This window comes from Flavobacterium sp. (genome assembly GCF_965262375.1).
In the GTDB taxonomy this organism is placed as follows: Bacteria; Bacteroidota; Bacteroidia; order Flavobacteriales; family Flavobacteriaceae; genus Flavobacterium.
In genome coordinates, this window is sequence record NZ_OZ253527.1 from 606,752 (window position 1) to 631,830 (window position 25,079).

Here is a 25,079-nt window from a genome sequence, read left to right on the forward strand (position 1 = left end):
TTAATTAAGCTTATTTTAAAATGTTAAATAAAATCATAGAGTTTTCTGTTAAGAATAAACTCATTATCGCCTTATTTACTTTTGTGCTCATTGGTTTTGGTATCTATAATGTGACCAAATTACCCATTGATGCTGTACCCGATATTACAAACAATCAAGTTCAAATCATTACACAAGCTCCTTCGTTTGGCGCCACAGATATTGAACGACTAATTACTTTTCCTATTGAGCAAGCTAATGCAAACATATCTGGATTAAAGGAAATACGCAGTTTTTCTCGATTTGGATTATCGCTAGTTACTCTAGTTTTTGACGACGCTACCGATGTGTATTGGGCAAGACAACAAGTAGCTGAACGCTTGCAACAAGTTCAAAACGATCTTCCTCAAGGCATGGGAACTCCCAGTTTAGGCCCTATAACCACTGGTCTAGGTGAAATTTACCAATATGTGGTACGACCTGCAAAAGGATATGAAAAACAATACGATGCTACAAGCCTTAGAACCATCCAAGACTGGTTGATTAAAAGGCAACTTGTAGGGGTAAAAGGAGTAGCTGAAGTAAGTAGTTTTGGAGGGAAATTAAAACAATTAGAAATTGCCATTCATCCTAACAAACTAAACGCATTAGGTCTTACAATAACAGATGTATTTGATGCTCTAGAAAAAAACAACCAAAATACTGGAGGGGCATATATAGAAAAAGAGGCTTCGGTACTGTTTGTACGTAGCGAAGGTCTCCTTAAAAACCAAACTGATATTGAAAACATTGTAGTTAACAGTTCGAAGAATGGTAGCAGTTATTTAATGCGTGATGTAGCTACTGTAAAAATTAGTTATGCCACCAGATATGGCGCCATGACTTTTAATACTGATGGCGAAGTTGCTGGTGCCATTGTCATGATGCTAAAAGGAGCAAATAGTAGTGAAGTCATTCAAAACGTTAAAGATCGTATCGCTCAAATCCAAAAAACACTACCCAAAGGAGTTGTAATTGAACCTTTCTTAGATCGAACTAAAATGGTAAATAACGCCATAGGGACTGTGGAAAAAAATCTGATTGAAGGTGCTTTGATCGTTGTATTTGTTTTAGTTTTATTCTTAGGAAATTTTAGAGCAGGTTTACTGGTTGCTTCTGTTATACCGCTAGCCATGCTTTTTGCTATTATACTAATGAATACCTTTGGGGTAAGCGGCAACTTAATGAGTTTAGGCGCCTTAGATTTTGGACTTATAGTAGATGGAGCCGTAATAATAGTTGAAGCCGTCATTCATCAAATTCATTCGCATCATAAAAAAACAACACAAGCACATTTAACTCAAGAAAATGTAAATAACGAAGTACAAACGTCTGCAAAAAAAATGATGAATAGTGCTGTCTTTGGACAAATTATTATTCTTATTGTGTACCTCCCAATTTTCACTTTACAAGGAATAGAAGGAAAAATGTTTAAACCCATGGCGCAAACCGTAGCCTTTGCCCTTTTAGGCGCTTTCATTTTGTCACTTACTTATATTCCCATGATGAGCAGTTTGGTTTTAAAAAACATCAAACACAATCCTTCTAGTATTTCAGAACGCATGATGTCTTATTTAGAAAAAATATACCAAAACCGATTATTACTTGTGCTGCACCATCAGAAAAAAATCATCATAGGAACACTGATAGCCTTTACACTATCTTTGTTAGTTTTAAGTCAATTAGGCGGTGAATTTATCCCTGCTTTAGAAGAAGGTGATTTTGCGGTTGAAACACGGGTACTAACGGGTAGTAACCTAAATACCACAATAAACAGTACACAAAAAGCTGCCGATATTTTGAAATCACAATTTCCTGAGGTCGAAAAAATAGTAACAAAAATAGGTAGCGGTGAAGTACCCACTGACCCTATGCCTATGGAAGCTGCTGATATGATGGTTATTTTAAAAGATAAAAGCGAGTGGACATCAGCCAGCACTTTTAACGAACTTTCAGAACAGATGAGCAAAGCCCTACAAGCGGTTCCTGGTGCTACTTTCGGTTTTCAATATCCCGTACAAATGCGTTTTAACGAACTTATGACGGGCGCAAGACAGGATGTGGTTTGCAAAATTTATGGGGAAAACCTAGACACTTTATCAAAATACGCTGATAAAGTAGGCCGAATTGTTTCAAAAATCCAAGGAGCAAAAGACTTATATGTAGAGCCTATTGGAGGAATGCCACAAGTAGTTATTCAATACAATAGAAACGCTGTTGCCCAGTACCGATTAAACATAACAGATATTAATCGGATTATAAACACTTCTTTTGCAGGTCAAAGCACAGGAAAACTTTTTGAAGGAGAAAAACGTTTTGATATTGTGGTTAAACTCGATGCTACAGCAAAACAAAATTTAGAGGATATTAAAAATGTATTAATTCCTACACCTTCAGGAGCGCAGGTACCTCTTTATGTTTTGGCAGATGTAAATATAATCAATGGTCCGAACCAAATACAACGTGAAGATACGAAAAGACGCATCGTAATAGGTTTTAATGCTGATACCGATGTACAAACACTGGTAGAAACATTAACTCAAAAAGTTGAAAAACAAATACAACTACCGGAAGGTTACACCATAACGTATGGCGGTAGTTTTGAAAACCTAAATGAAGCCAAAAGTAGATTAATGGTAGCTGTACCCGTATCCTTACTACTCATCTTGCTCATGCTTTATTTTGCATTTAATTCTATCAAACAAGCGTTATTAATTTATAGTGCCATACCGCTATCCATGATTGGCGGAATTGCCTTCTTAGCACTTCGTGGTATGCCTTTTAGTATCAGTGCGGGTATTGGTTTTATTGCTCTTTTTGGTGTAGCTGTACTTAACGGTATCGTTCTTTTAGCTGAATTTAATGCCCAAAAAAATGCTGGAGTAACACAAATTCAAGAGATCATTTTAAAAGGAACTCAGAAAAGATTACGACCTATTTTAATGACTGCTTTCGTAGCCTCGCTTGGTTTTTTACCTATGGCTATTAGCAACGGATCTGGAGCTGAAGTACAACGCCCTTTAGCTACCGTGGTTATCGGGGGCTTACTAGTCGCTACTTTTTTAACCCTATTCTTATTACCCATTTTGTATATGCAATTTGAAAACCGAAAGTTTACTTTTCCAAGTATAAAAAAAGTTGTTCCCTTGTTATTTTTCTGTACACTTAGTCAGTACGGACAAACCCCTTTATCGCTAAAAGAAGCTTTAGACTTAGGTATAACGAATAGCTTACTCCTAAAAGCAGATAAAGAAAGAGTCCAAGGCAGTAAAACCTTAATTAAATCAGCCAATGAAATTCCAATGCTGGCATTGAGTGCCGAATATGGACAAATAAATAGTGCTTATATAGACAACAAATTTGGTGTAAGCCAAAATTTAAATTTCTTAGTCAGCCAACCTAAAAAAAGGGATTTGCTACAAAATCAATATCAAGCAGCTCAGATAAATTATAAAATGAGTGAAAATGATTTGAAAAAAATGATTACTCAAGCTTATTCCGATTTGGCCAACCAGTTAGAAAAGGAGAAAATTTACAAAAAAGCAGATTCTATTTATGCTCAGTTTATCAACAAAGCACAATTACGATTAAAACTTGGCGAAACTAATTTAGTAGAAAAAGCTTCTGCCGAATTAAATAGAGCCCAATGGACACAACAATGGAATGCTGTATTACAACAGACCAATGCTTTACAGTTTCAATTACAACAATGGTTACAAGTTGATAAGAAAATCATTCCTAATACTTTAATTCTTTCTGAAAGCATTTCAACCGATTTTGTAAAAAACAACTTAGAGTTAACTTTATTAGAACAAAACAAAAAGATAAACCAAGCAAGTATAGCGGTTGAAAAAACACTAAACTTTCCTGAGATTAATTTAGGCTATTTTAGTACAACCATGCAAGGAACAGGTTCAGACGATAAAACGTATAGTAGTCGCGACCGTTTTCATTCAATACAAGTTAACCTAGAAATTCCTGTTTTTCAACAAGCTAATAAAGCTCGAAGAGCAGCATTGAAAATCGAAAATTCTGCTTTAAATTATCAAACAGAAGCTAAAAAACAACAACTCGAAAACCAGTTGAAATTGTTTGAAATACAACACCTGTCGAACAAATCGATTTTAGATCATTACCAAAAAATCCTTTTGCCTGAGGCCTCAAAAATTGCAAGTACCGCACAGCTTCAATTTTCAAAAGGTGAAATTAACTTTATGGATTGGAGCCTATTAACTAATCAGGTAATAAGCACACAATTACAATATTTAGAAGTTGTGAAAATACACAACGACACACTGATTCAAATGTTATATACCAATTAAAATACTATGAAAAAATTCATCTTCCTATATACTATAAGTCTTTTATTTTTTGCTTGCAAAGACAAGACTGAAACCGCAAAAAATTCGGAAACAACCAATGCATTAGAAATTACGCTCACAAAGGAGCAATTGAAAAACACCCAAATTGAAACAGGTTTTTTAACTCAACAACCGCTTAGCACCACGCTAAAAGTAAACGGAAAAATCACATTAGCTCCACAAGCTATGGCTAGTGTAAGCTTACCATTAGGAGGTTACGTAAAAAACATAAATGTCATGCAAGGCATGCAAATAGCAAAGGGGCAAGTTTTAGCCATTGTAGAAGATGTGCAATACGTACAATTACAACAGGATTATTTAACTACTAAAGAACAATTGGCTTTTTTGTATAAAGATTTCCAGCGTCAGAAAGAACTAAATGCAAGTAAAGCTGTAAGCGATAAAACCTTTGAAATGGCTCAAAATGAAATGGCCAAACAGCGCATCGCACTCAAATCGTTAGAAGAAAAATTACGTTTGGCAAACATTAATCCTAAGACACTAACGGCTAATTCCATCACAAAATCGGTACAACTGATAGCTCCCATCAGCGGAATCGTATCAAAAACCAATATCAACCTAGGCAAGTATGTAAACCCTACAGACATGCTTTTTGAAATTATAAACAATCACTCTTTATTTTTAACATTGAATGTTTTTGACAAAGATGCTGCTCATCTTTATACAGGTCAAAAAATAAAAGCCTATAGCAATTCCAATTCAGAACTATATGCGACTCAAATTTTATTTATAAATAAAAGTGTCAATGAAAATAATGCAATGGAAATAGTAGCACGAATTCAAAATCCTAAAAACAGATTAATGGTAGGCAATTATATGAATGCGGAAATTGAAACCACAATTCCTGAAGCAAAAACTATAAACAATCAAGCCATAGTATCTTATGAAGGAAAAGACTATTTGTTTATTCAAGTAAGTCAAGAAAAATATCAAATGACACCTGTAATTCTTGGACAAAGCAACAAGGATTTTACCGAAGTAAAGAATGCCCTAGACTTTAAAGATAAAACGATAGTAACTAAAGATGCATATACTTTATTAATGGTTTTAAAAAACAAAGAAGAATAACTACCAAAAATCCCCTGATTTATTCGATAGATCAGGGGATTATAATTTGAGCATTTTGTTGAGCTCTTTATAACTTCTAAACGTTAAGGCACCAGCTTCCTGCAATTTAGTAGCATTGTAATCATTAGCTAGTCCATACACCATAAATCCGCCCGTAATTCCAGCTACTACTCCAGAAACACTATCTTCAATTACGATACATTCCTGAGGTGTAAATCCCATTTGTGATGCGGCATGTAAAAAAATAGTGGGTTCAGGTTTCCAACTATTGATTTCGTAAGAACTAAAAATAGCACCTTCAAAAAAGGAAATCAGTCCCGTGCTAGTCAGGTTTAATCTTATTTTTTCAACAGGACCACTTGAAGCTACACAAAATGGAATATCGAGTGTTTCAAGGAATTCTTTAACACCTTCAACAGCTTTTAAGTTCATCCGAAAAGCTTCAAAACTGCGTTGTCTATAATCAGCTTCAAAAGTACTGGGAAGTTTGTTCTGGATTTTGTTTTCAATATATTCAAAACTTGACTTTAAACTCTTCCCATTAAAATGATGTTGTGCTTCTTCGTTAGTCATTTGGAATCCGTATTCACCAGCCATTTCAAGTAAAATTTGGTTCCCAATCGTTTCACTATCTACTAGTACTCCATCACAATCAAAGAGGATGCATCTAGGTTTTTTCATAACTTTAATTTTTCAATTTCATAAGAAATATTATAACTACTTCCATTTGAAAAAATAAAAAGCATTCCTCCTCCTTTATCATAAACTGAATTAAAAATTAGATTCCCTTTTTTTGAGAGGCCTATTCGTCGTTTATGGCTGTTATACCCGCCAAAAAGCAAAGGAATTCCCCAACTATTAGAGATTTTATCGTCTAAGTAAAAAAATCCATTTTTAAGCTCACCAGACATTTTAATGTTTGAATTCATTGTTTTACCGATGAAATATTTGACTTCAAATTCTTTTGAATTAGCAAAAATGATTTCTATTCTATCAATATTGTTATTTAAACTCAAAGAGTCAAGGGAGTTAACTTTATGATTAAGATTGAATAACTTATAGGTATTTGTTTTTGTTAACATTTTTGAGGAAATTATTTTCTTCATATCCTCTTCGTATACCTTTGATGGATAGGTCTTATAGCTTCCATTAATATTTGTGAAGTTGTTTTCTGACAAATACATCATTTCATCTTTAAACGATTCTTTTGAAAAACTAGCGCAACCTATAAATAATTGCATAGTGATTAGAATCATGGACATTATTAGTTTTCTTAGCATATTTTTAAATGTATGAGCAACAGATATACTATCTTACAAAGAATATCTAATACCAATAAAACTTCTCAATCCTTGATTAGGTCCATATACATAGGTTGGGTCAAAAGTTAAGGCATAAGGATTCTCAGGAGTAGCCATTACTTGACCTTGACTATCGTATTGTACGTTTTTATCAAACGGGTCGTGCGCACGGGCAATTAAGAAAGGATTCCCACGATTGGGTGTCCAATTTAATAGATTTTTTACGCCTAAATAAATTTCGCAATTTTTAATTCTTGTAAGAGTACACTGAATATTTTGAATGCTATACATGGACGAATAGGGTTTTCTTGGGTCTAAAGTACCTAATAACGGTAATTTCATTGGACCATAAACATTACCCGTATAGTCCAACGAAAGAAACCATTCTGGAATGGCATAAGAAATAGACCAAGTACCTGAGAATTTCTCCGTAAGTAATTGACTTTTTCTAACTCCATTTTCTTTGCGATAAACATCCATAAAAGTAGCCCCAAGAGTAGCTTTAAGTCCATTACCTAAAATCACATCTAAGTTTGTGCTCCATCCCATAGAACGCGCAAATCCATCAAGATTTTTATAAATAATTTCATCAGGATTGGTTTCGTAATCGGGTAAAATGGTGTTTGTAAAATGGGTTATCCATATTGAATTCTCCCAACTAATGAAGCCTCCTTTTTTTAGATACCATTTTTTCAATAGATTAGCATTGATATTATAGGATTGTTCTGGTAGCAAATCTTCTGCTATAACTACCTTGCGTGACCCTGTTAGCGCCGAATGTTCCTCCGTAAATAAATTTACCACTCGGAATCCTGTGCCTGCATTTAGTCGTACTACGGTTTGGTTATTAGGTTTCCATTTATAAGCAAATCGTGGGGTGAAAATATTTCCGTGATTTTTATTATAATCGTATCGAAAACCCAGTAGGATATTGTGATTTTCATTCAGTTTTAATTCATCTTGGGCAAAAATACTTGGAATCCAATTTCTATCAGCCAGTGCTGTAGCAGGTGTATTGTCGTTATAAAATTGGTAGCGCCCAGCAATTCCCACGAGGAAATCATGCTTTTTTATGTTTTTATCCCAGGTAAGTTGAGCAAACCCTATGTTTTGTTGTGCTAAGAAAGGTGTTGTTCCATAGACAGAGTTTTGGTTGTGATTGGTATACGAAAAATTTAATTTCAATTTCTCAACCGTTGGAAATTCATATAACCCTAATACTTCATAACGACTCGTATAAATACTTTCACCGTATACTTCATTCCCCCCTCGATACGATTTATTCCATTGTAGTTCACCACCCCAGCGGTCTTCATAAAAGTAACGTCCGGCTAGTGAAAATAGCTTGTGATTTTTTCGAATTAAATTCCATTTTTGAAAAACAGATATACGGTCTTGAATAGTTACGTCTGTGAAATTGTCGTGATTATTGTCCACAGGATTTGTATAATTAAAATAATTGATTCCTGTTAAGACAGAAAAATGATTGTTTTCAAATTTACCGCCAAAATCTACGTTGGTTTCTCCCCAACTGTTGGTAAACATATCGACCGAAAAAGGCGAAGTTGTTTTTGGATTTTTAGTAATAATGTTTATTAATCCACCTACCGCTTCACTTCCATACAATGACGAAGCAGGTCCTTTTACCACTTCAACTCTTTCAATCAATGCGTTAGGAATTCCCGATAAGCCATACACTGTTGATAATCCACTTACTATCGGCATGCCATCAATAAGTACCAAAGTATAGGGGCCTTCTAAACCGTTGATATGGATGTCGCCAGTATTACAAATATTGCAATTTAGTTGTGGACGCACTCCATTAACATTTTGGAGGCCCTCAAAAATGTTTGAAACAGGATTTTTTTTGAAAAATGAAGGTTTAAAAACTTCAACGGGTACAGCGCTCTCTAAACGACTAATAGGTTTCAGAGTGCCTGTCACCACAATTTCATCAATTAAATTTGATTTAGTTTCTTCGGGTTCTAATGTTAACGTGATAAATTGATTGCTTTCTAACGCGATGTTTGTTTTGAATTTTTTAAAACCTTTTTCACTCACACAGATTTCATAGTTCCCAGCAGGTAAATTTTCAAATCGAAACATCCCGTTAAGGTCTGTAGTTGTCTTTTTTTGGTTGTTTAATTTCACAACCGTATTGGGCATACTCAGCGTGTCGGTCATTATACGCCCCTCCAAGCTATATTGTGCTTGTAGTGCTCCAAAAGGAAGTAACAATAGGAAATATATAAAACATGTTTTCATTATCTAAAAAATAATTTTTAGACAAAGCTAAAAAATAAATAAATATCTACCTAAACTATTAACAATTTACTATAAACGAAAGGAAAAAATAAGGGCGCAAAAGCTTCGTGGTGCTTCTTTATTTATTCCCAATCCTCCAGATACATCCAGCATCATATTTTCATTTATTTGAAACATCAACCCATTATTATAGCTTACATGAGAAGGGGATTCTACATGTTGATGTCCAAAAACTTCGGCATATAAACACCACTTTTTAGTTAGCATATAGCCCGCTGTTATTTTGTAAGTATAAAAAGGATTAGAGGTAAAGCCGTCCCATTTTGTGCCAAAATTGTAATTCATAGAGAAACTCTCGGTATAATTTCCCTGGAGTAGTACTTGAAGTTCAGGTGCCCAATGGTCTTGTTGGAATTCATGAGTTGCCCATTTGGGTATGGTTGTTTGGGCCACAAGCGCTGCTTCGGGGAGCGCTTTATATTCTTTCCATAATTTCGTTTTAAAGCCCACAATAAAAGGATTGAAACCATTTTGTTGCGTTTCGATGTGTACGAGTTGGTGTTCTAGCCCGAATCTGAATTCTAATTTTTTTAAAATTCCCATTTTGAAAAGAGTATTGGGAAGTATAATAGTGTTTGTAGTTTTTGTTTCATTTCGTAAGGTTAAACTGTTTTCTAATTGAATTTGCCAAGGTTTAAGTAAATAGGGTGTTTCTTCGGGTTGAATGGGAAGCTCTTGAGCAATGCCGTTCAAGCTAAACAAAAAGGCTAACCAAAAGATTTTCATATAATTACATTTTTTAGTCACGTCTAATTTTATTTTTTTGTATTTGTAAAAAATCACTAAATTTGTTATAAATTTAATAAAAATAGGTTTGACACATTCTGAAGAAAATTATTTAAAAGTTATATACCATCTACATGGAGCGACTCCCAAAGGGGTTAATACCAATGCCATTGCCTTAATGATGGAGACCAAAGCCTCTTCAGTAACAGATATGCTGAAAAAATTGGCTGAAAAAGAATTAGTCGATTATCAAAAATATCAAGGAGTAACATTAACAGAAAAGGGATTGCTTGCCGCAAAAATGATTATCCGTAAGCATCGTTTATGGGAAGTTTTTTTGGTCAAAAAACTGGGGTTTGCTTGGGATGAAGTGCATGAAATCGCTGAGGAATTAGAGCATATACAATCTGAAAAATTGACCGATAAATTAGATGAATTTCTCGATTTCCCATCTTTTGACCCGCACGGTGACCCCATACCCAACAAGAATGGAGAAATAAAAATGATGCATAAACTAGTGTTAAGTGAAGCTACTACAAACTCATCCTACCTCTTTGTTGGGGTAAAAAATTCTTCGGTTGAATTCCTACAGTATTTAGACAAACAGAATATTTCGCTAGGAGTTATACTAAACATTGTCAGCAAAGAGGAATTTGATGCTTCGTTACATATTGAAGTAAGCGGAAAGCCATTAACTATTTCTCATAAAATCGCTGAAAATTTATTTGTAAAACCAGTACAATCATGAGTAAGTCCTTAGAAGAAGTACACGAAAGTGTCTCGACCCAGAATAAAACCAGTTGGTTAAAACGTACCTTAGCTTTCTTAGGGCCAGCTTACTTAATAAGTGTAGGGTATATGGACCCAGGAAACTGGGCAACAGATTTAGCGGGAGGAAGTCAATTTGGTTACAGTTTGTTATGGGTATTATTAATGAGTAATCTGATGGCTTTGTTGCTACAAAGTTTGAGTGCACGTTTGGGCATAGTTACCCAAAGAGATTTAGCGCAAGCGTCTCGTGAAACCTATTCACCCTTTGTAAATATTTTGCTGTATATTTTAGCGGAAATAGCCATAGCAGCATGCGATTTAGCCGAAGTGTTAGGTATGGCCATTGGGCTTAATTTGTTATTTGATATTCCCTTGTTGCAAGGCGTTGCTATAACGGTTTTAGATACCTTTTTACTCTTGTTCTTAATCAATAAAGGTATCCGAAAGATGGAAGCTTTTATAATTGTTTTGGTGGCCATTATTGGGGTTTCTTTCATTTTTGAGATGCTCTTCGCGCAACCGGAACTCGGTAAAATAGCTAGTGGTTTAATCCCGAGTATTCAAAATCAAGATGCTTTATATATTGCCATTGGTATTATAGGAGCAACGGTAATGCCACACAATTTGTATCTGCATTCTTCCTTAGTACAAACACGTAAATTTGACAGAAGCTCAACAGGAATTCGTCAAGCTATTAAATATAATTTTATTGATTCAGCCATCGCTCTCAACTTAGCCTTTTTTGTTAATGCAGCCATTTTGATTTTGGCAGCGGCAACTTTTTATAAAAATGGATTATATGATGTGGCTGAAATCCAGGATGCGCATCAATTATTAGCACCAATGCTAGGTACTAAATGGGCCGCTGCTTTATTTGCAATTGCGTTGATTGCCGCGGGACAAAGCTCTACTATTACGGGTACTTTAGCAGGGCAAATTGTGATGGAAGGGTATTTGAATTTACGCATTCAACCATGGGTACGTCGTATTTTGACACGATTAATTGCCATAGTGCCCGCTGTGATTGTTATTTCCATTTTTGGAGAGGCAGTAACCGGTAAGATGTTAATTTTTAGTCAGGTAATTTTGAGCATGCAACTCGGTTTTGCAATCATTCCACTAATTCATTTTGTAAGTGATAAAGAAAAAATGAATGGTTTTGAAATTGGTAAAATAACACAAATCATTGCTTGGTTAATTGCCTTGGTGATTGTAGGGTTGAATGCAAAGTTAGTTGTGGGTGAAATTCAAAATCTTATTGAAAATGCGGAATACCCCACACTCACAGGTTTGATTGTAGTACCCATTGCGGTAGGTTTTGCACTACTACTTTTATACATTATAATCAAACCTTTTATTAGAAAAGGGGAAATAGACAAAAAAGAAAATTCCATGCATCATGTAAGTGTTGAATTTAATCCAAATTTTGAAATAAGCAGAAAAAATATTGCTATTGCTCTTGATTTTTCAAATGCCGATGAGTTAGCTTTAAACCATGCTTTAGAATTAGGTGGAAAAGAAGCGAACTATACTTTAATACACGTGGTAGAAAGTGTTGGCGCCATTATGTATGGAAAAAATATCAAAGACCAAGAGACCAAAATAGATGAAAAACTTTTGAATATGTACAAGGAAAATTTGGTGCATTTGGGGTACAAAATAGAGGTTAAATTAGGTTTTGGCAAACCCACTCGGGCCATAGCCAAAATTGTAAACGCTAGCAATTATGATATTTTGGTAATGGGTACACATGGACATACCGGATACAAAGACATTTTATTCGGAACTACAGTGGATAAATTACGACACTCCATCTCAATTCCATTGTACATTGTAAAAATAGATTAACAATTGAAATATTTTTGGTGGATTATTCAAATTAGCATAAATTTTGTTACAATTCCTGTATCTTTGAATAATCCATTTTTATGAAAAAATTTATAGCCCTTTTTAGCTTTATTACTGCGCTCACTTCCTGTAGCTCAGCTCAGCATATCACTCAAATAGACCAAAAATTAGACGCCAAAGATACCCGTGAAATTGTCTTAGAGAAGGTCATTAACGATTCACGTTGTCCAGAAGGGGTACAATGTATATGGGCGGGCGAAGTTACAATAGCAGTTGCCGTTTATGATCATCAAAAGTTAATTGAACAAACACAATTGACCCTTAATCCGCATAATCAAGAAGAAATTATTGCCTGGTTTGCCAAGCGATTGCCTAAAACAAAAAAAGCATTACAGTCTGTTGTGGTAACACCTGGTCCTTCTCAAAAAAAACCTCTTGACAAAAAGGACTATAAAATTGAATTGGGTTATTAGTGACAACCGCAATCGTTATCGCAGTTTTTCTTATTTGATTTTTTCTTAAACAAGAATTTCTTCGCAAGATATACTAATGCGACAATCAGTAATCCAAAAGCAACAATCTGTTGAAACATTTTATTTTTTTAATAAATAAGTTACTGTTTTCAATTCAAATTTAGTATTAAGTAACAATTACTTTAATAATTGGTAGGCTATAAATGCTACGGTATAAGCAAATCCTGACATAAAAACCAATTGAATTAACGGCCATTTCCAGCCATTAGTTTCTTTTTTCGTTATCGCCAATGTACTCATACATTGCATTGCAAAAGCATAAAATAACAAGAGTGAAACCCCAGTAGCGGTATTAAAAAGCTTATCGCCTGTTTGCGCGTTTACTTCCTGTGCTAATCTGTTTTTTACCGTATTATCTTGGTCTTCCGAATCACCAATACTATAAATGGTGGCTAAGGTACCTACAAAAACTTCTCGTGCCGCAAACGAGGATACTAAGGCAATACCAATTTTCCAGTCGTATCCTAAAGGTTGTATGACAGGTTCTATGGTTTTACCCACATGACCTATATAAGAATTTTCTAATTTGTAAGCTGCAATTTTAGCTGTTACATCTTTGCCCGACGGATTTTGACTAGTAATAATTTGAGCCGCATTATCAAAGTCTTTACCAGGACCATACGACGCTAAAAACCACAACACTATAGATAATGCCAAAATGATTTTACCAGCGCCTAATACAAAGGATTTTGTTTTTTCAACTACATTGATGGCTACGTTTTTAAACATAGGCAACTTGTAATTAGGCATTTCAACCACAAAATACGAATTAGAACGAATGTCTAATGTTTTGTGTAATATCCAAGCAGAAATTAAAGCCATTGCAAATCCGATGAGGTACATGCCCATCAGTGCAAAGCCTTGCATGTTGAAGATATATAAAATTCGCTGGTTAGGCACTATAATGGAAATAATGATAGCATAAACAGGCAAACGTGCGGAACAGGTTGTAAATGGAGTAACCAAAATAGAAATCAAACGTTCTTTCCAGTTTTCAATGTTTCGGGTGGCCATAATGGCTGGAATAGCACAAGCTGTACCTGAAATTAATGGAACAACACTTTTTCCAGACAAGCCAAATCGGCGCATGGCTTTGTCCATAATGAATACCACACGACTCATATAACCACTTTCTTCTAAAATGGAAATGAACATAAATAAAAAGGCAATCTGCGGAATAAATATAATAATTCCTCCTATGCCTGGAATAATCCCTTGAGTGATTAAATCGGTTAAAATTCCCGCGGGCATTTGAGTAGCCACCCATGTTGACAGTGTAGCAAAAGTACCGTCAATAAAGTCCATCGGGATACTCGCCCAATCAAAAATGGATTGAAAAATGAGCATTAATACCAAAAAGAAAATCACATAGCCATACACTTTGTGCATCAAAACACGGTCTAATCGGCTTCTTAGGTCCTTCGCTTGGTGAATATCAATGGCTTGTCCACGTTTCAAGGTATCATTGATAAACTGATAGCGTTTGATGGTTTCTTTATGTTGTAATTTTTTTAAATGATCTTTCGACTTGGTAAACGAAGGATTCGGTAATTCCTTACGGTCTAAGTTTACAAAATTAACATCCTGTGTAATTACCAACCAAAGTTTGTATAACAATTGATTCGGAAAAGCTTTGCGCAGGTTGCCGAAATATTCTGGGTCAATTTCAGAAGCATTCAAGCAAGGTTCAGTAGGCAAGTTTTTATAATTGACAATTAAGTTTTTTAATTCCTCAATGCCTTCTGCTTTGCGGGAACTTACTAAAGCAATCTTTGTTTTTAATGTTTTTTCTAAATAAGGTATATCTAAAGAAATTCCTTTATAACGCATCCTATCCGCCATATTGACAACCAAAATAGTCGGGATTTCTAAGTCTTTAATTTGCGTAAATAAAAGAAGATTTCTTTTTAAGTTTTCTACATCCGTAACTACGATGGCTACATCAGGATAATCTTTGTCGTTTTTGTTTAACAACAGTTCGATAACCACATTTTCGTCCAACGAACTTGCATTTAAACTGTAGGTTCCTGGTAAATCGAGAATGGTGGCTTTTAGGTTGGAGGCTAATTTGCAAACGCCAACTTTTTTCTCTACAGTAATTCCAGGATAATTTCCTACTTGTTGATTCAAGCCGGTCAGTTGATTAAAAACTGAAGTTTTCCCCACATTGGGATTACCGATTAATGCGATGTTAATATTTCCAACTTTCATTAGCTTGCGTCAGAAATAGTTACTTGAATGGCTTGCGCCGTTTCTTTACGAATAGCAAGATGCGAATCGTTGACCAATAAATACAAAGGGTCGCCCATAGGAGCCACCTGAAGTAATTGTACTTCATTACCAGGCAAACAGCCCATTTCTAATAATTTTAAAGGGACATGGTCGATATCAAAATCTTCGATGATGCCTTTCTGACCTTGGATTAATTGGGACAAATTAATTTTCATCTATTTTATTTAGATTGAATTAAGATTACAAAAATAAGAAATATAATTCATCTAGATACGATAAATGTCATTTGAGTTAAGAGAATGTTATTTATGATACTCTTCAAAAGATTTTCTAACCGAATGATAGACCTTATCTTTAGGAGTAATGAGTTTCTTAACCCAAGTACCATTTTGGTAGTCCAAATGTATCGAATCGGAAAACCCATTAATTCCCCATTCGTCTGTTTCAGAATCGGTATTCTGCTCGTCAGGCAGGAAAGATTCATTTCTGAAAATGATATGATTTTGAGTACCACCCACAATTTCGCCTCCACTGCTCCATCCGCTGTCGCCCATGCTGTACCATTCATGAATCAACTGTTGTTTCTTTTTATTCAAATGAAATAAATAGTGGTTGCGCGTATAGCCACAGGCAGGATAACCCAAAGAAATTTCTTTTAAAGGCGAATAAACAGAGTCTAATACATAATTGCCATACCACTCAGAACCTTCATCAAAACCTTTTATATATAGTTTAGTAACTGCCTTAGGTTCCTTTTTAAAATTAAATTCAAGGGCAAAAGTCGCATCACAAATACTGTCCTTACTATATGTTTTAGATAAAAGTTTAGCCAAAACATAATTTCCCTGCGAAAAAGCAATAGTATCAATGCTTAAAACAGTTTTCTCACTAGTTTTTGAAACAGGCTGAGCAGTTGACTTTGCCACCTTTTTAGGTGTATCTTTACAACTAAAAAGGAAACTTATGAAAATGAAAATCCAGTAGCGCATATCTTATCGTATAAAAAACCAACTAGCTACCGCTATAGCCGCTAGTACACAAATAAAATCAACCAATAACATGGTGGCTAATGTATAACGCGTGTTTTTTATATTCACTGAACCAAAATAAACGGCAATAACATAAAACGTAGTCTCAGCACTACACTGGAAAATACACACCAAACGTCCCGTAAACGAGTCTACCCCAGAGTTTCGCATGGCATCAATCATAAAACCGCGCGAACCACCAGAACTAAACGGACGCAATAAGGCTACTGGCAAACCATCGGTAATTTCTTTACTCACACCAATTTGTGAGAACACAAAACTGATGCCATTACTGATAATTTCAAATAAACCACTGTTTCTAAAAAATGAAATTGCCACTAACATTCCCATTACATAAGGAAAAATCTTTACTCCGGTATTCACACCATTGCGTGCGCCTTCAACAAACGTATCAAAAATGGTTGTACCAGCTTCAGTGAATTTCTTCTCATGGATGAATGAAAAAACCAAGGTAAATCCAATAATCGCAATCAACATCAATCCGGATAAGTTACCTGTAAACATGTTTTTACCAATCAAGTCCAAACCGTTTATGTAAAACAATAAACCAACGATAGCTCCTATCACGCCCATTAAAGCGGCTAACAAGCCAACACTCTTGAAATTCAAGCGCTGACGGATGCCCACAATTAACAAAGCGGCAATGGTACCGATAAAAGAGGTAATAATACAAGGCAACATCACATCGGCAGGGTTCGCAGCATTTTCGGCCGCTCGGTAACCAATGATAGAGGTAGGAATTAAAGTAAGTCCTGCGGCATGCAAGCACATAAACATGATTTGTGCATCGCTCGCTTTATCTTTTTCTGGATTTAACTCTTGTAAACTTTGCATCGCCTTTAATCCAAAAGGTGTTGCTGCCGAATCTAGACCTAGGAAATTAGCTGCAAAATTTAAAGTCATGTATGAAATTGATTCGTGATTTTTAGGAATAGAAGGAAATACTTGAGCAAAAAGAGGACTTAATTTCTTTGCTAATTTCTCCGAAGCTCCTGAAATAATAAGCAACTCCATCAATCCACAAAAGAAAGCTAAGTAAGCCATCAAAGGCAGAATCAAATCCATCAAGCTGTTTTTACAGGTAGGTAATAAACCATCTGTTTTTTGCACGCCGCTGTATAACTTAACCGTTTGGTTTTTGTACACGTAGGTTGTGTCGGCATTCAAAGTGTCATTATTAACCACAAGCGTCATTTCTGGAGCTTTCTCAATGCTATCCGCAACAAATTTTGGAACTTGATTCAAATATTTCTCAGACACTAAAACAGGGTCGTCTTTTTTTCCATTTAAAATAAAATCGGTTGAATAATTACTCCCTGTGAAAAGACTCACTACTATAAAAGTAATTGAAGAAATGAATATTACGAGCCAAAATCTGCTTAAAACCATAAATGTAAATTTTTGTAAATGTAACTATTTTATAACCGGTTAACCAAATCAACTAAGAGGGACAAATCTATAATTAGCGGCATCTATTTTGAATTACCGAACAAACCCTCTGGATAAATTATTATTTTCCCTATATAAATGGGAGCGTCAAAAGTGGCTTTTAAAGCCGCTTTCTGATTCCATATGTTCCTATAACCAATACCTGTACCTACACCTATCCAATCGGTAATTTTATAGTTTACCTGACCAGAAACCTCATTAACATACAACGGAATATTTACATCACTCACAACTGCATCGTTAACCTCCCTAACAAAACTCGGTTTTCCAAAACCAACCTGTTCTGTCAAAAAACATTCCCAATGTTTGTTTTTATATAAAATCCAATCGTTGAAAACACTCACATACCAAAAACTCACTTTGTTATCCGTAACGGTATGTGTTTTTTTATTTACATAAGAAATAGTCACAGGCCATAGTATAAAAGAAGTTCCTAAACCTAGACGAAAAAGTTTTTTGTATTGAAAGCCTAACTTTCCGCCTAAAATAGAAATATCAACACCGCGAAGACTTGAAAATCGGTTATCCATTTGAAAAACAAAACGGTATTTTTTAGATTCAACATTTGACTCCTGAGCATGTTGTGTGTGCAAAAAAGTCAAAAAGACAAACACACTAAAAAGCAACTTTTTCATGGAACAATTTTTTAGTAGATTATTAATGTAAAAGGAAATATAAGATTTGTTATACAAAGACTATTTCATCATCAATCAAGAGTTCTTCACCACGTAAGCGTAAAAGGATTTGCCCAACAGCAACAACATCTTTCTCGCAATAAGTAATGATGCGATCAATATTTTTTTCTTGGTAAAAAACACGTGCTACTTCACTACCATCAATATCGTCTTTGGGCGAAGGGATGCCCAACACATTGGTTAATAATTTAAGTGACGTGTAATGCTTATAGTCACCAAATTTCCATAATTCCAAAGTATCCAAATGAGGAATTTCCCAAGGTTTTTTGCCAAAAAGATTTAGTTTTTGAGGAATAGGCAACTGATTGATAATCATTCTACGTGCTATATATGGAAAATCGAATTCTTTAGCATTATGTCCACAAAGCAGATTGTATGGATGACTATAATGCGAATTCAATAGATTTGAAAAATCGCTGAGAATTTTCACTTCATCGCCCCAAAAAGAGGTAACACGAAAATGTCTAATATCACTTTTAAAAGTAAAGAAACCAACAGAAATACAAATGATTTTTCCAAATTCAGCCCAGATACCCGCACGATCATAAAATTCTTCTGGAGTAAAATCGTCTTTACGTTGGTATTGCGTTTTTAAGGCAAAAAGTTCCTTTTTAACATCATCCAAATCTGAAAATTGCCCCACTTCGGGAACCGTTTCAATGTCAAGAAATAAAATATTTTCGAGTTGGATTTTTTCAATCATAAGAAACCTTATTTTATAGATTACATTTTCAAACGAAAGATAGTAAATTGAGTTAAATATAAAAATTGTTTAAGTCAATTATCCGAACAAACGCTGTTGTTTATTTGGATTTTCATGTTCCAGCAGCCATTGTTTACGCCATAATCCTCCAGCATAACCGGTTAACGAACCATCAGAACCGATTACACGATGGCAAGGCACCACTATCCACAATGGGTTTTTACCGTTGGCAGAAGCAACCGCTCTAATGGCCTTAACATCGCCTAATTTTTTAGATAATTCTAGATATGAAGTCGTTTTCCCAAAAGGAATATTGAGTAATTCTTTCCAAACTTTTTGTTGAAATTCAGTGCCTTTGGGATTTAATTTGAAAGTAAACTCGGTTCGTGTCCCTTCAAAATATTCTTGTAGTTGTTGTACCGCTTCTTTGAGTGCTTCAGGAATTACTGGAGAAACCTCTCCATCTGCCAACACAGAAATCATAGCAATACCGTCCTTATCCCCTTCAATTTTGGTGACACCTAGGGGAGAATGTATAAAGGCTATTTCCATGATTTTTAACTACAAGGTACACAAAGTTATCACAAAGCGCACAAACTAAAGTATACTTTGCATAACTACTTTGTGTAACCTGCAGTTAAATAAATTTTAAAAACTCAAAATATACGCCTCTAAGGCTTTTAGTTCTTCCTCAGGAAGATTTCTAGTAATAGCAAAATTGGTTTTCATAGTCGCAAATTGACTTGGGTCTACAATAGGTTCGCTCTTTTCTTGTAAAAAAGCCACTATATTTCCCTTTTTTTCTTTGTAAATTTTAGCAATATCTTTCAAGGAAGGTCCTACTGTTTTTACCTCAGCTTTGTGGCAACTGAAACAAGTCCCTTTGCCCTCAAAAATTTCTTTCCCTAAATCTACAGGTTTTTGAGCGGCAGTCTCGGTTACTGTTTCCGAGGGCTTTCCAAAATTTTCTTGATTTTCTTTTTTACAAGAAAACAAACTTAAAACGATAAGAGTGGCTATAATTTTTTTCATTTTTTATTTCAAAGTTACTTCCAAGAGATAGTATTATCTATGAGATATATCATTCAACAAAATTGCAGCTTCTTTAGCAAAATAGGTAGAAATCAAACTCGCACCCGCACGTTTAATACACATCAATTGTTCCATCATAATTTTATCATGGTCTAACCAACCTCTTTCTGAAGCTGCTTTAATCATAGCATACTCACCCGAAACATGGAAAACCGTTACGGGTACATCAACAGCGTCTTTTACTTCTCGAACGATATCCAAATAAGCAATTCCAGGTTTAACCATAACCATATCAGCACCTTCTTCTACATCCCACAAAGCTTCTTTAACCGCTTCTATACGGTTTGCATAATCCATTTGATAGGTTTTCTTATCTTTTGGTACTTTAACATCCGCATCTTTTGGTGCAGAATCTAAGGCGTCGCGGAATGGCCCGTAAAAAGCCGAAGCGTATTTAGCCGAGTAACTCATAATTCCTACGTTATGAAAACCTGCAGCATCTAACCCTTGTCGCAAACGCAACACACGACCATCCATCATGTCACTAGGCGCCACAAAATCGGCGCCTGCTTCGGCATGAGAAACAGCCATTTTTACTAAAGCTTCATTGGTAGCATCGTTTGCTACATCCCCATCTGCAATAATTCCATCATGACCGTAAATCGAATAAGGGTCTAAAGCTACATCTGGCATCACCAACATTTCTGGACAAGCACTTTTAATGGCACGAATGGCACGTTGCATCAAACCTTCTGGGTTCCAAGCTTCTTTTCCTGTATTATCCTTTAAATCGTCATTTACTTTAACATAAATATTCACAGCACGAATGCCTAAAGCAAATAATTCTTTAACTTCTTCTACCGTTAAATCGAGTGTGCGGCGAAAAATTCCTGGCATTGATGGAATTTCTACTTTTGTGTTTTCCCCTTCCATGATAAACATAGGAAACATAAAGTCGGCTGGACTCAAACTCGTTTCTCTAACTATGGAACGGATACTTTCGTTCACTCGTAATCTTCTACCTCTGTGTAATGGAAACATATTTTTATTTTTTATAAATGCAATTTCTTTTCTAGGGTTTCAAAAACTTTTTTAACCCCCTTAACCTCGTTAAAACGATAACCAATAAAAAGTAAAGCATTAAATTTAGTGCTCATAATATCACTTATTTTGCTATTATCGTATTGGTAATTTTTATAATTAGCGCTTATTCCTGAAAAAAAGTTCTCATGATTATAACCTAAAGAAAAATTAAAATCAAAATTGTAATGCAATACTTTAGGGTTATTTTCTTCACGCGTAAAGCCTGAGTTTTCATAATAACTTTTAGACGCATTAATTCCTATACCTGGATGTAAACCTCCTGTGGCGAACCATGTTTTATTGATCACATAATTATACATATACCCAAACTGAAATCGTAAATCAAAGGAACGAATTCGACTTAAAGATTCAATATTATGATTGGGGTTATTTGTATATAAATTATTCAAATAATACGATAAAGAAGGCATAAAAGTTCCTGCACTTTTCAATTGCCGTTCTGTTTGAGATTCATAAGCGCGATAGGAAAAGTTATTATTCATAATATAAAATGTTTTCCCTCCCAGCGTATTGATTTGCAAATCATTAAAAACATCAATGGGCGACAAATCATCCGGATTCTTTAATGTAAACCCTTTTACTTGTTTAAATATAACTTCTTGACGCAAACGGTCAGAATAAAAAAACTTAAAACTCAAATCAAGTGTCTTGGTATCAGCCTTCTTGTAATTATTTTCAGGTATAAAATCAGGTGAAAATGAATAACTTATACCTAGAAACTTATAATCAAATGAGAATCTAAGTTTTAACTGCTCGTCAGGCGAAAAAATACTTCGTCTATCGTTTGTATAATTTAATTTTGGGATATAAAAATTATCAATATCCGTATTGACATCTACTTTGAAAATCATTTTATCAAAATAGTTTACACGGTAATCTAATTTGTAATTATAGTGTTCTGCATGGTTTATTTCACCCACTCTGTTTTGAGCAAGTAAAAAACCATTTCCAATCACTAAAAGTAGCATAAAAAGATATCGCATCGTATTATAACCAGTCCTTAGGATTTTTTAGAACTTCTAGTAATTTTTCCTCTTCACTTCCCGCTTCTGGGTGATGGTCGTATACCCATTGTACATGCGGTGGTAAACTCATTAGTATACTTTCTATTCTTCCGTTCGTTTTCAGTCCAAATAAAGTTCCTTTGTCGTGAACCAAATTGAATTCGACATAACGACCACGACGAATTTCTTGCCAGGTGCGTTGCTCTTGGGTAAATGGCAAATCTTTTCTTCTTTGTACAATAGGAACATACGCTTGCAGGAAAGAATTTCCTACTTCGGTTACAAAATTGAACCAATCTTCCATTTTCATAGCATCAGTCGCTTTCAAATAATCAAAAAACAACCCACCTACACCACGAGCTTCATTGCGATGTGCATTCCAGAAATACTCGTCGCATTTCTTTTTATAGTTGGGATAAAATTCCAAATTATGTTTATCGCAAGCCGTTTTACAGGTTTGATGAAAATGAATAGCATCTTCTTCAAACAAATAATAAGGCGTTAAATCTTGTCCACCACCAAACCATTGATTGATTATGGTACCGTTATCGTCATACATTTCAAAATAACGCCAGTTGGCATGTACTGTGGGCACCATAGGACTCTTAGGATGAATAACCAAACTCAGTCCACAAGCAAAGAAATCAGCTTCACCTACCCCGAACATTTTTTGCATGGTGTCGGGTAATTTGCCATGAACGGCCGAAATATTTACACCGCCTTTTTCAAAAACAGCTCCGTTTTCAATCACGCGTGTGCGACCACCTCCGCCTTCAGGTCTGTCCCATAAGTCTTCACGGAATTTTGCCACTCCGTCTATATCTTCAAGTCCTTTACAAATTTGGTCTTGAAGGGTTTGTATGTAGCTATAGAATTGTTCTTTCATCTTTATTTTTTACAAAATTAAACTATATTTTCTTCAAAAAAATTTCTTCTATTGCTTTTGGATTAAAAGACTTTAAATGAATATGTCCTTTTGAATCGACTAAGAAAAAATTGGGATTTGAAAAAGCATTTAGTTCACTTTGATATTTTCTTTTAGGGTCATCTGATTTTAAATTCAGCCATCCGCTCAACTTGCGTTCGGCTATAAATTGCTGCCATTGCGATTCGTCCGCATCATTTAAAACAGTAATCAATTGAATTTTTTTATTTGGGTATTTTAATTTTAAAGCTGCAAAAGTACTACTTGCTATAGGCATAGTTTGTTGACAATGATGGCAACTAGGACTAAAAAACGCCAAGAATGTATAATCATAATTAGCATAAGAAGTTTCTAAACTGAAAGTCTTATTTTCCTTGTCAACAAAAGAGATTGAAGGCAATTTGATATAATTGGGTAACAACGTATTTGTTATCGATTTGGTTCTAAAGGTGACTAATTCACTATCTGAAAACAATTTACATGAATTAGATTCAATATAATTTTTAAAAAGATGATTAAAGGATAGATCCAGATTAAAAGATTCAAAATAACTTAAATTAGAAAGAAACCAACGAGCATATACCTGATAATTTCTGGATTTACAATCCATACCTTTCAAAACATAATCTATATTTTTTTTATAATAGTCATCCGTTACAGGAGTAGATATTGTAAATGCATAGAGATACTGGTTAATATTGGGCAACAAATAAATTCTCTGGTCACTCTTATCTATCGTGGTAAAAAAACTATGATTAAACTTTATTTTTTCTTCAATAGTGGAGGGAGCATTTTCTAGAATTTTATCTTCTATTCTCAAATAAAGATTAACTATTGATTTGGGATATTTTGGAAGTAAAGTGTTTCGCAATATTTTTAATTGAACACTTGAATTTTCTGTTTTTTTTAGTCGCTGATAGGCTATAAAATCCTTATTCAAATTACTCTGCACACAATTAATGTTTTCAACATTTGCATCATACAATTCTAAACTGGCTTGAGTACCATTATCTAAAGCCAACATAATTCCCTGAGGCTGAGAGGCTAATTTTAAAAAATAAATAACCCCTAATAGATTTTGGTTTTTCTTGAAAACCACTTTTTGATCGTTCGTTTTTATTGTCAGACTATCGCTAATAACCACTTGATTATTCACTCCGTATTTCATAAATAGAAGCAACTTCTGAGCTTTTAAATTTTTAGTCGCAATAGTAACTTGATACCCTTGGCTACCATTAGTCACTTTTTGTGCAAATGTTTGAATGCTAATAATTAAAATTAAAAAAAAACGAAATATTTTCATATTTAAATTCAAGTATATTGATTATTAGGAAAATTTAACTTTCCCATTTTCTATTTCAAACTTTATTGACGAACAAACTCATACAATTCATACAGTTCCATATCTAATGGTTCCTCATTTACAGGAGTAAACTCCTTCAATAACGTGCGTTGCCAAATAAAACCGTTTTTTTCTGCGACTTTACAACTAGCTCGATTGGTTTTGTGGGCTATTATTTGAATGGTTTGAATACCAAGCTTCTCAAAAGCAAATTTAGACATTTCTCTTACGGCAAAAGATGTTAATCCTTGACCTTCAAATTCTGCGCCTATACAATAAGCAAATTCAGCTTGTCTTACTTTCCAATCAATTTTTTTAATAATCATTAACCCCGCTATTTGCTGATTGACACTATTCCGAATTGCGAAAGTAAAATTCGTTTTAGCTTTAATCTCTACAGTCTTAGTAGCAATATATTCTTCAGTCTTTTCTAAAGTTGTATTTAGGGCTAAAGTAACTGGAAAATAATATTTTAATCTTTCCGAATTAGCCATAATAAAATCATGCAACTGATTTACATCGGATGGTACTAAAGGATTGATATCAAAATTCTTAAATTTATTTTCCATTTT

At 34.6% G+C, this 25,079-nt stretch carries 22 protein-coding genes; 5 read left to right on the top strand and 17 right to left on the bottom strand.

Annotated elements, in window-relative coordinates:
• Nucleotides 1–20: 20 nt before the first annotated feature.
• Nucleotides 21–4,340 (top strand): CusA/CzcA family heavy metal efflux RND transporter, encoded by a 4,320-nt coding sequence (locus tag ACQY29_RS02835; protein WP_428223746.1) that lies wholly within the window; start codon nt 21–23, stop codon nt 4,338–4,340.
• A gap of 6 nt (nt 4,341–4,346) precedes the next feature.
• Nucleotides 4,347–5,468, top strand: coding sequence for an efflux RND transporter periplasmic adaptor subunit (locus tag ACQY29_RS02840; protein ID WP_428223747.1), 1,122 nt, complete (start codon nt 4,347–4,349; stop codon nt 5,466–5,468).
• Nucleotides 5,469–5,507: 39 nt separating this feature from the next.
• Here the strand turns inward: ACQY29_RS02840 and ACQY29_RS02845 are convergent, their stop codons facing one another.
• The 4 genes from ACQY29_RS02845 to ACQY29_RS02860 all read right to left on the bottom strand — a co-directional run bounded on the left by ACQY29_RS02845 (nt 5,508) and on the right by ACQY29_RS02860 (nt 9,820).
• The gene (locus ACQY29_RS02845) at nt 5,508–6,149 is read right to left on the bottom strand and encodes an HAD family hydrolase (protein ID WP_428223748.1); all 642 of its coding nucleotides are present in this window, start codon (nt 6,147–6,149) and stop codon (nt 5,508–5,510) included.
• Entirely contained in the window at nt 6,146–6,748 is a 603-nt protein-coding gene (locus ACQY29_RS02850; protein WP_428223749.1) for a hypothetical protein, read from the bottom strand. Before ACQY29_RS02850 ends, ACQY29_RS02845 begins: the two co-directional genes overlap by 4 nt.
• A 33-nt stretch (nt 6,749–6,781) precedes the next feature.
• On the bottom strand, nt 6,782–9,034 hold the full coding sequence (locus ACQY29_RS02855; RefSeq protein ID WP_428223750.1) for a TonB-dependent receptor: 2,253 nt from the start codon (nt 9,032–9,034) through the stop codon (nt 6,782–6,784).
• A 69-nt stretch (nt 9,035–9,103) separates the two neighbouring features.
• Nucleotides 9,104–9,820, bottom strand: coding sequence for a transporter (locus tag ACQY29_RS02860; RefSeq protein ID WP_428223751.1), 717 nt, complete (start codon nt 9,818–9,820; stop codon nt 9,104–9,106).
• Nucleotides 9,821–9,908: 88 nt separating this feature from the next.
• Here ACQY29_RS02860 and ACQY29_RS02865 point away from each other — a divergent pair, with 88 nt between their 5' ends.
• The 3 genes from ACQY29_RS02865 (at nt 9,909) to ACQY29_RS02875 (ending at nt 12,912) form a co-directional block, all read left to right on the top strand.
• Nucleotides 9,909–10,568: a metal-dependent transcriptional regulator gene (locus ACQY29_RS02865; protein ID WP_428223752.1), complete on the top strand. Its 660-nt coding sequence runs from the start codon at nt 9,909–9,911 to the stop codon at nt 10,566–10,568.
• Nucleotides 10,565–12,439, top strand: a complete 1,875-nt coding sequence (locus tag ACQY29_RS02870) for an Nramp family divalent metal transporter (RefSeq protein WP_428223753.1) — start codon at nt 10,565–10,567, stop codon at nt 12,437–12,439. Before ACQY29_RS02865 ends, ACQY29_RS02870 begins: the two co-directional genes overlap by 4 nt.
• 80 nt (nt 12,440–12,519) lie before the next feature.
• A complete protein-coding gene (locus ACQY29_RS02875; protein WP_428223754.1) occupies nt 12,520–12,912 on the top strand; it encodes a hypothetical protein in 393 nt (130 codons plus the stop codon).
• A 177-nt stretch (nt 12,913–13,089) separates the two neighbouring features.
• On the opposite strand, the gene feoB is transcribed toward ACQY29_RS02875, so the two are convergent.
• The 13 genes from feoB to ACQY29_RS02940 form a co-directional block, all read right to left on the bottom strand.
• Nucleotides 13,090–15,183, bottom strand: coding sequence for a ferrous iron transport protein B (gene feoB / locus ACQY29_RS02880; RefSeq protein ID WP_428223755.1), 2,094 nt, complete (start codon nt 15,181–15,183; stop codon nt 13,090–13,092).
• Nucleotides 15,183–15,419 (bottom strand): FeoA family protein, encoded by a 237-nt coding sequence (locus tag ACQY29_RS02885; RefSeq protein ID WP_428223756.1) that lies wholly within the window; start codon nt 15,417–15,419, stop codon nt 15,183–15,185. Before ACQY29_RS02885 ends, feoB begins: the two co-directional genes overlap by 1 nt.
• Before the next feature lie 87 nt (nt 15,420–15,506).
• On the bottom strand, nt 15,507–16,130 hold the full coding sequence (locus ACQY29_RS02890; RefSeq protein WP_428223757.1) for a hypothetical protein: 624 nt from the start codon (nt 16,128–16,130) through the stop codon (nt 15,507–15,509).
• A 66-nt stretch (nt 16,131–16,196) separates the two neighbouring features.
• On the bottom strand, nt 16,197–17,642 hold the full coding sequence (locus ACQY29_RS02895) for a nucleoside recognition domain-containing protein (protein ID WP_428223758.1): 1,446 nt from the start codon (nt 17,640–17,642) through the stop codon (nt 16,197–16,199).
• 83 nt (nt 17,643–17,725) lie between these two features.
• A complete protein-coding gene (locus ACQY29_RS02900; RefSeq protein WP_428223759.1) occupies nt 17,726–18,337 on the bottom strand; it encodes a hypothetical protein in 612 nt (203 codons plus the stop codon).
• 49 nt (nt 18,338–18,386) lie between these two features.
• Nucleotides 18,387–19,100 (bottom strand): 3'-5' exonuclease, encoded by a 714-nt coding sequence (locus ACQY29_RS02905; RefSeq protein ID WP_428223760.1) that lies wholly within the window; start codon nt 19,098–19,100, stop codon nt 18,387–18,389.
• Nucleotides 19,101–19,178: 78 nt separating this feature from the next.
• Complete coding sequence (locus tag ACQY29_RS02910) at nt 19,179–19,652, bottom strand: methylated-DNA--[protein]-cysteine S-methyltransferase (protein WP_428223761.1); 474 nt, start codon at nt 19,650–19,652, stop codon at nt 19,179–19,181.
• 96 nt (nt 19,653–19,748) lie between these two features.
• The gene (locus tag ACQY29_RS02915) at nt 19,749–20,132 is read right to left on the bottom strand and encodes a c-type cytochrome (RefSeq protein WP_428223762.1); all 384 of its coding nucleotides are present in this window, start codon (nt 20,130–20,132) and stop codon (nt 19,749–19,751) included.
• Between the two features lie 33 nt (nt 20,133–20,165).
• On the bottom strand, nt 20,166–21,173 hold the full coding sequence (hemB, locus tag ACQY29_RS02920) for a porphobilinogen synthase (protein WP_428223763.1): 1,008 nt from the start codon (nt 21,171–21,173) through the stop codon (nt 20,166–20,168).
• 11 nt (nt 21,174–21,184) lie between these two features.
• Nucleotides 21,185–22,219 carry a DUF4421 family protein gene (locus tag ACQY29_RS02925; protein ID WP_428223764.1) on the bottom strand — a complete coding sequence of 345 codons (1,035 nt, stop codon included), beginning with the start codon at nt 22,217–22,219 and terminating at the stop codon, nt 21,185–21,187.
• A 4-nt stretch (nt 22,220–22,223) separates the two neighbouring features.
• The gene (gene hemF / locus ACQY29_RS02930; RefSeq protein ID WP_428223765.1) at nt 22,224–23,126 is read right to left on the bottom strand and encodes an oxygen-dependent coproporphyrinogen oxidase; all 903 of its coding nucleotides are present in this window, start codon (nt 23,124–23,126) and stop codon (nt 22,224–22,226) included.
• Between the two features lie 22 nt (nt 23,127–23,148).
• Nucleotides 23,149–24,468, bottom strand: coding sequence for a TlpA family protein disulfide reductase (locus tag ACQY29_RS02935; protein ID WP_428223766.1), 1,320 nt, complete (start codon nt 24,466–24,468; stop codon nt 23,149–23,151).
• A gap of 62 nt (nt 24,469–24,530) precedes the next feature.
• The gene (locus ACQY29_RS02940; protein ID WP_428223767.1) at nt 24,531–25,076 is read right to left on the bottom strand and encodes a GNAT family N-acetyltransferase; all 546 of its coding nucleotides are present in this window, start codon (nt 25,074–25,076) and stop codon (nt 24,531–24,533) included.
• Nucleotides 25,077–25,079: the final 3 nt, after the last annotated feature.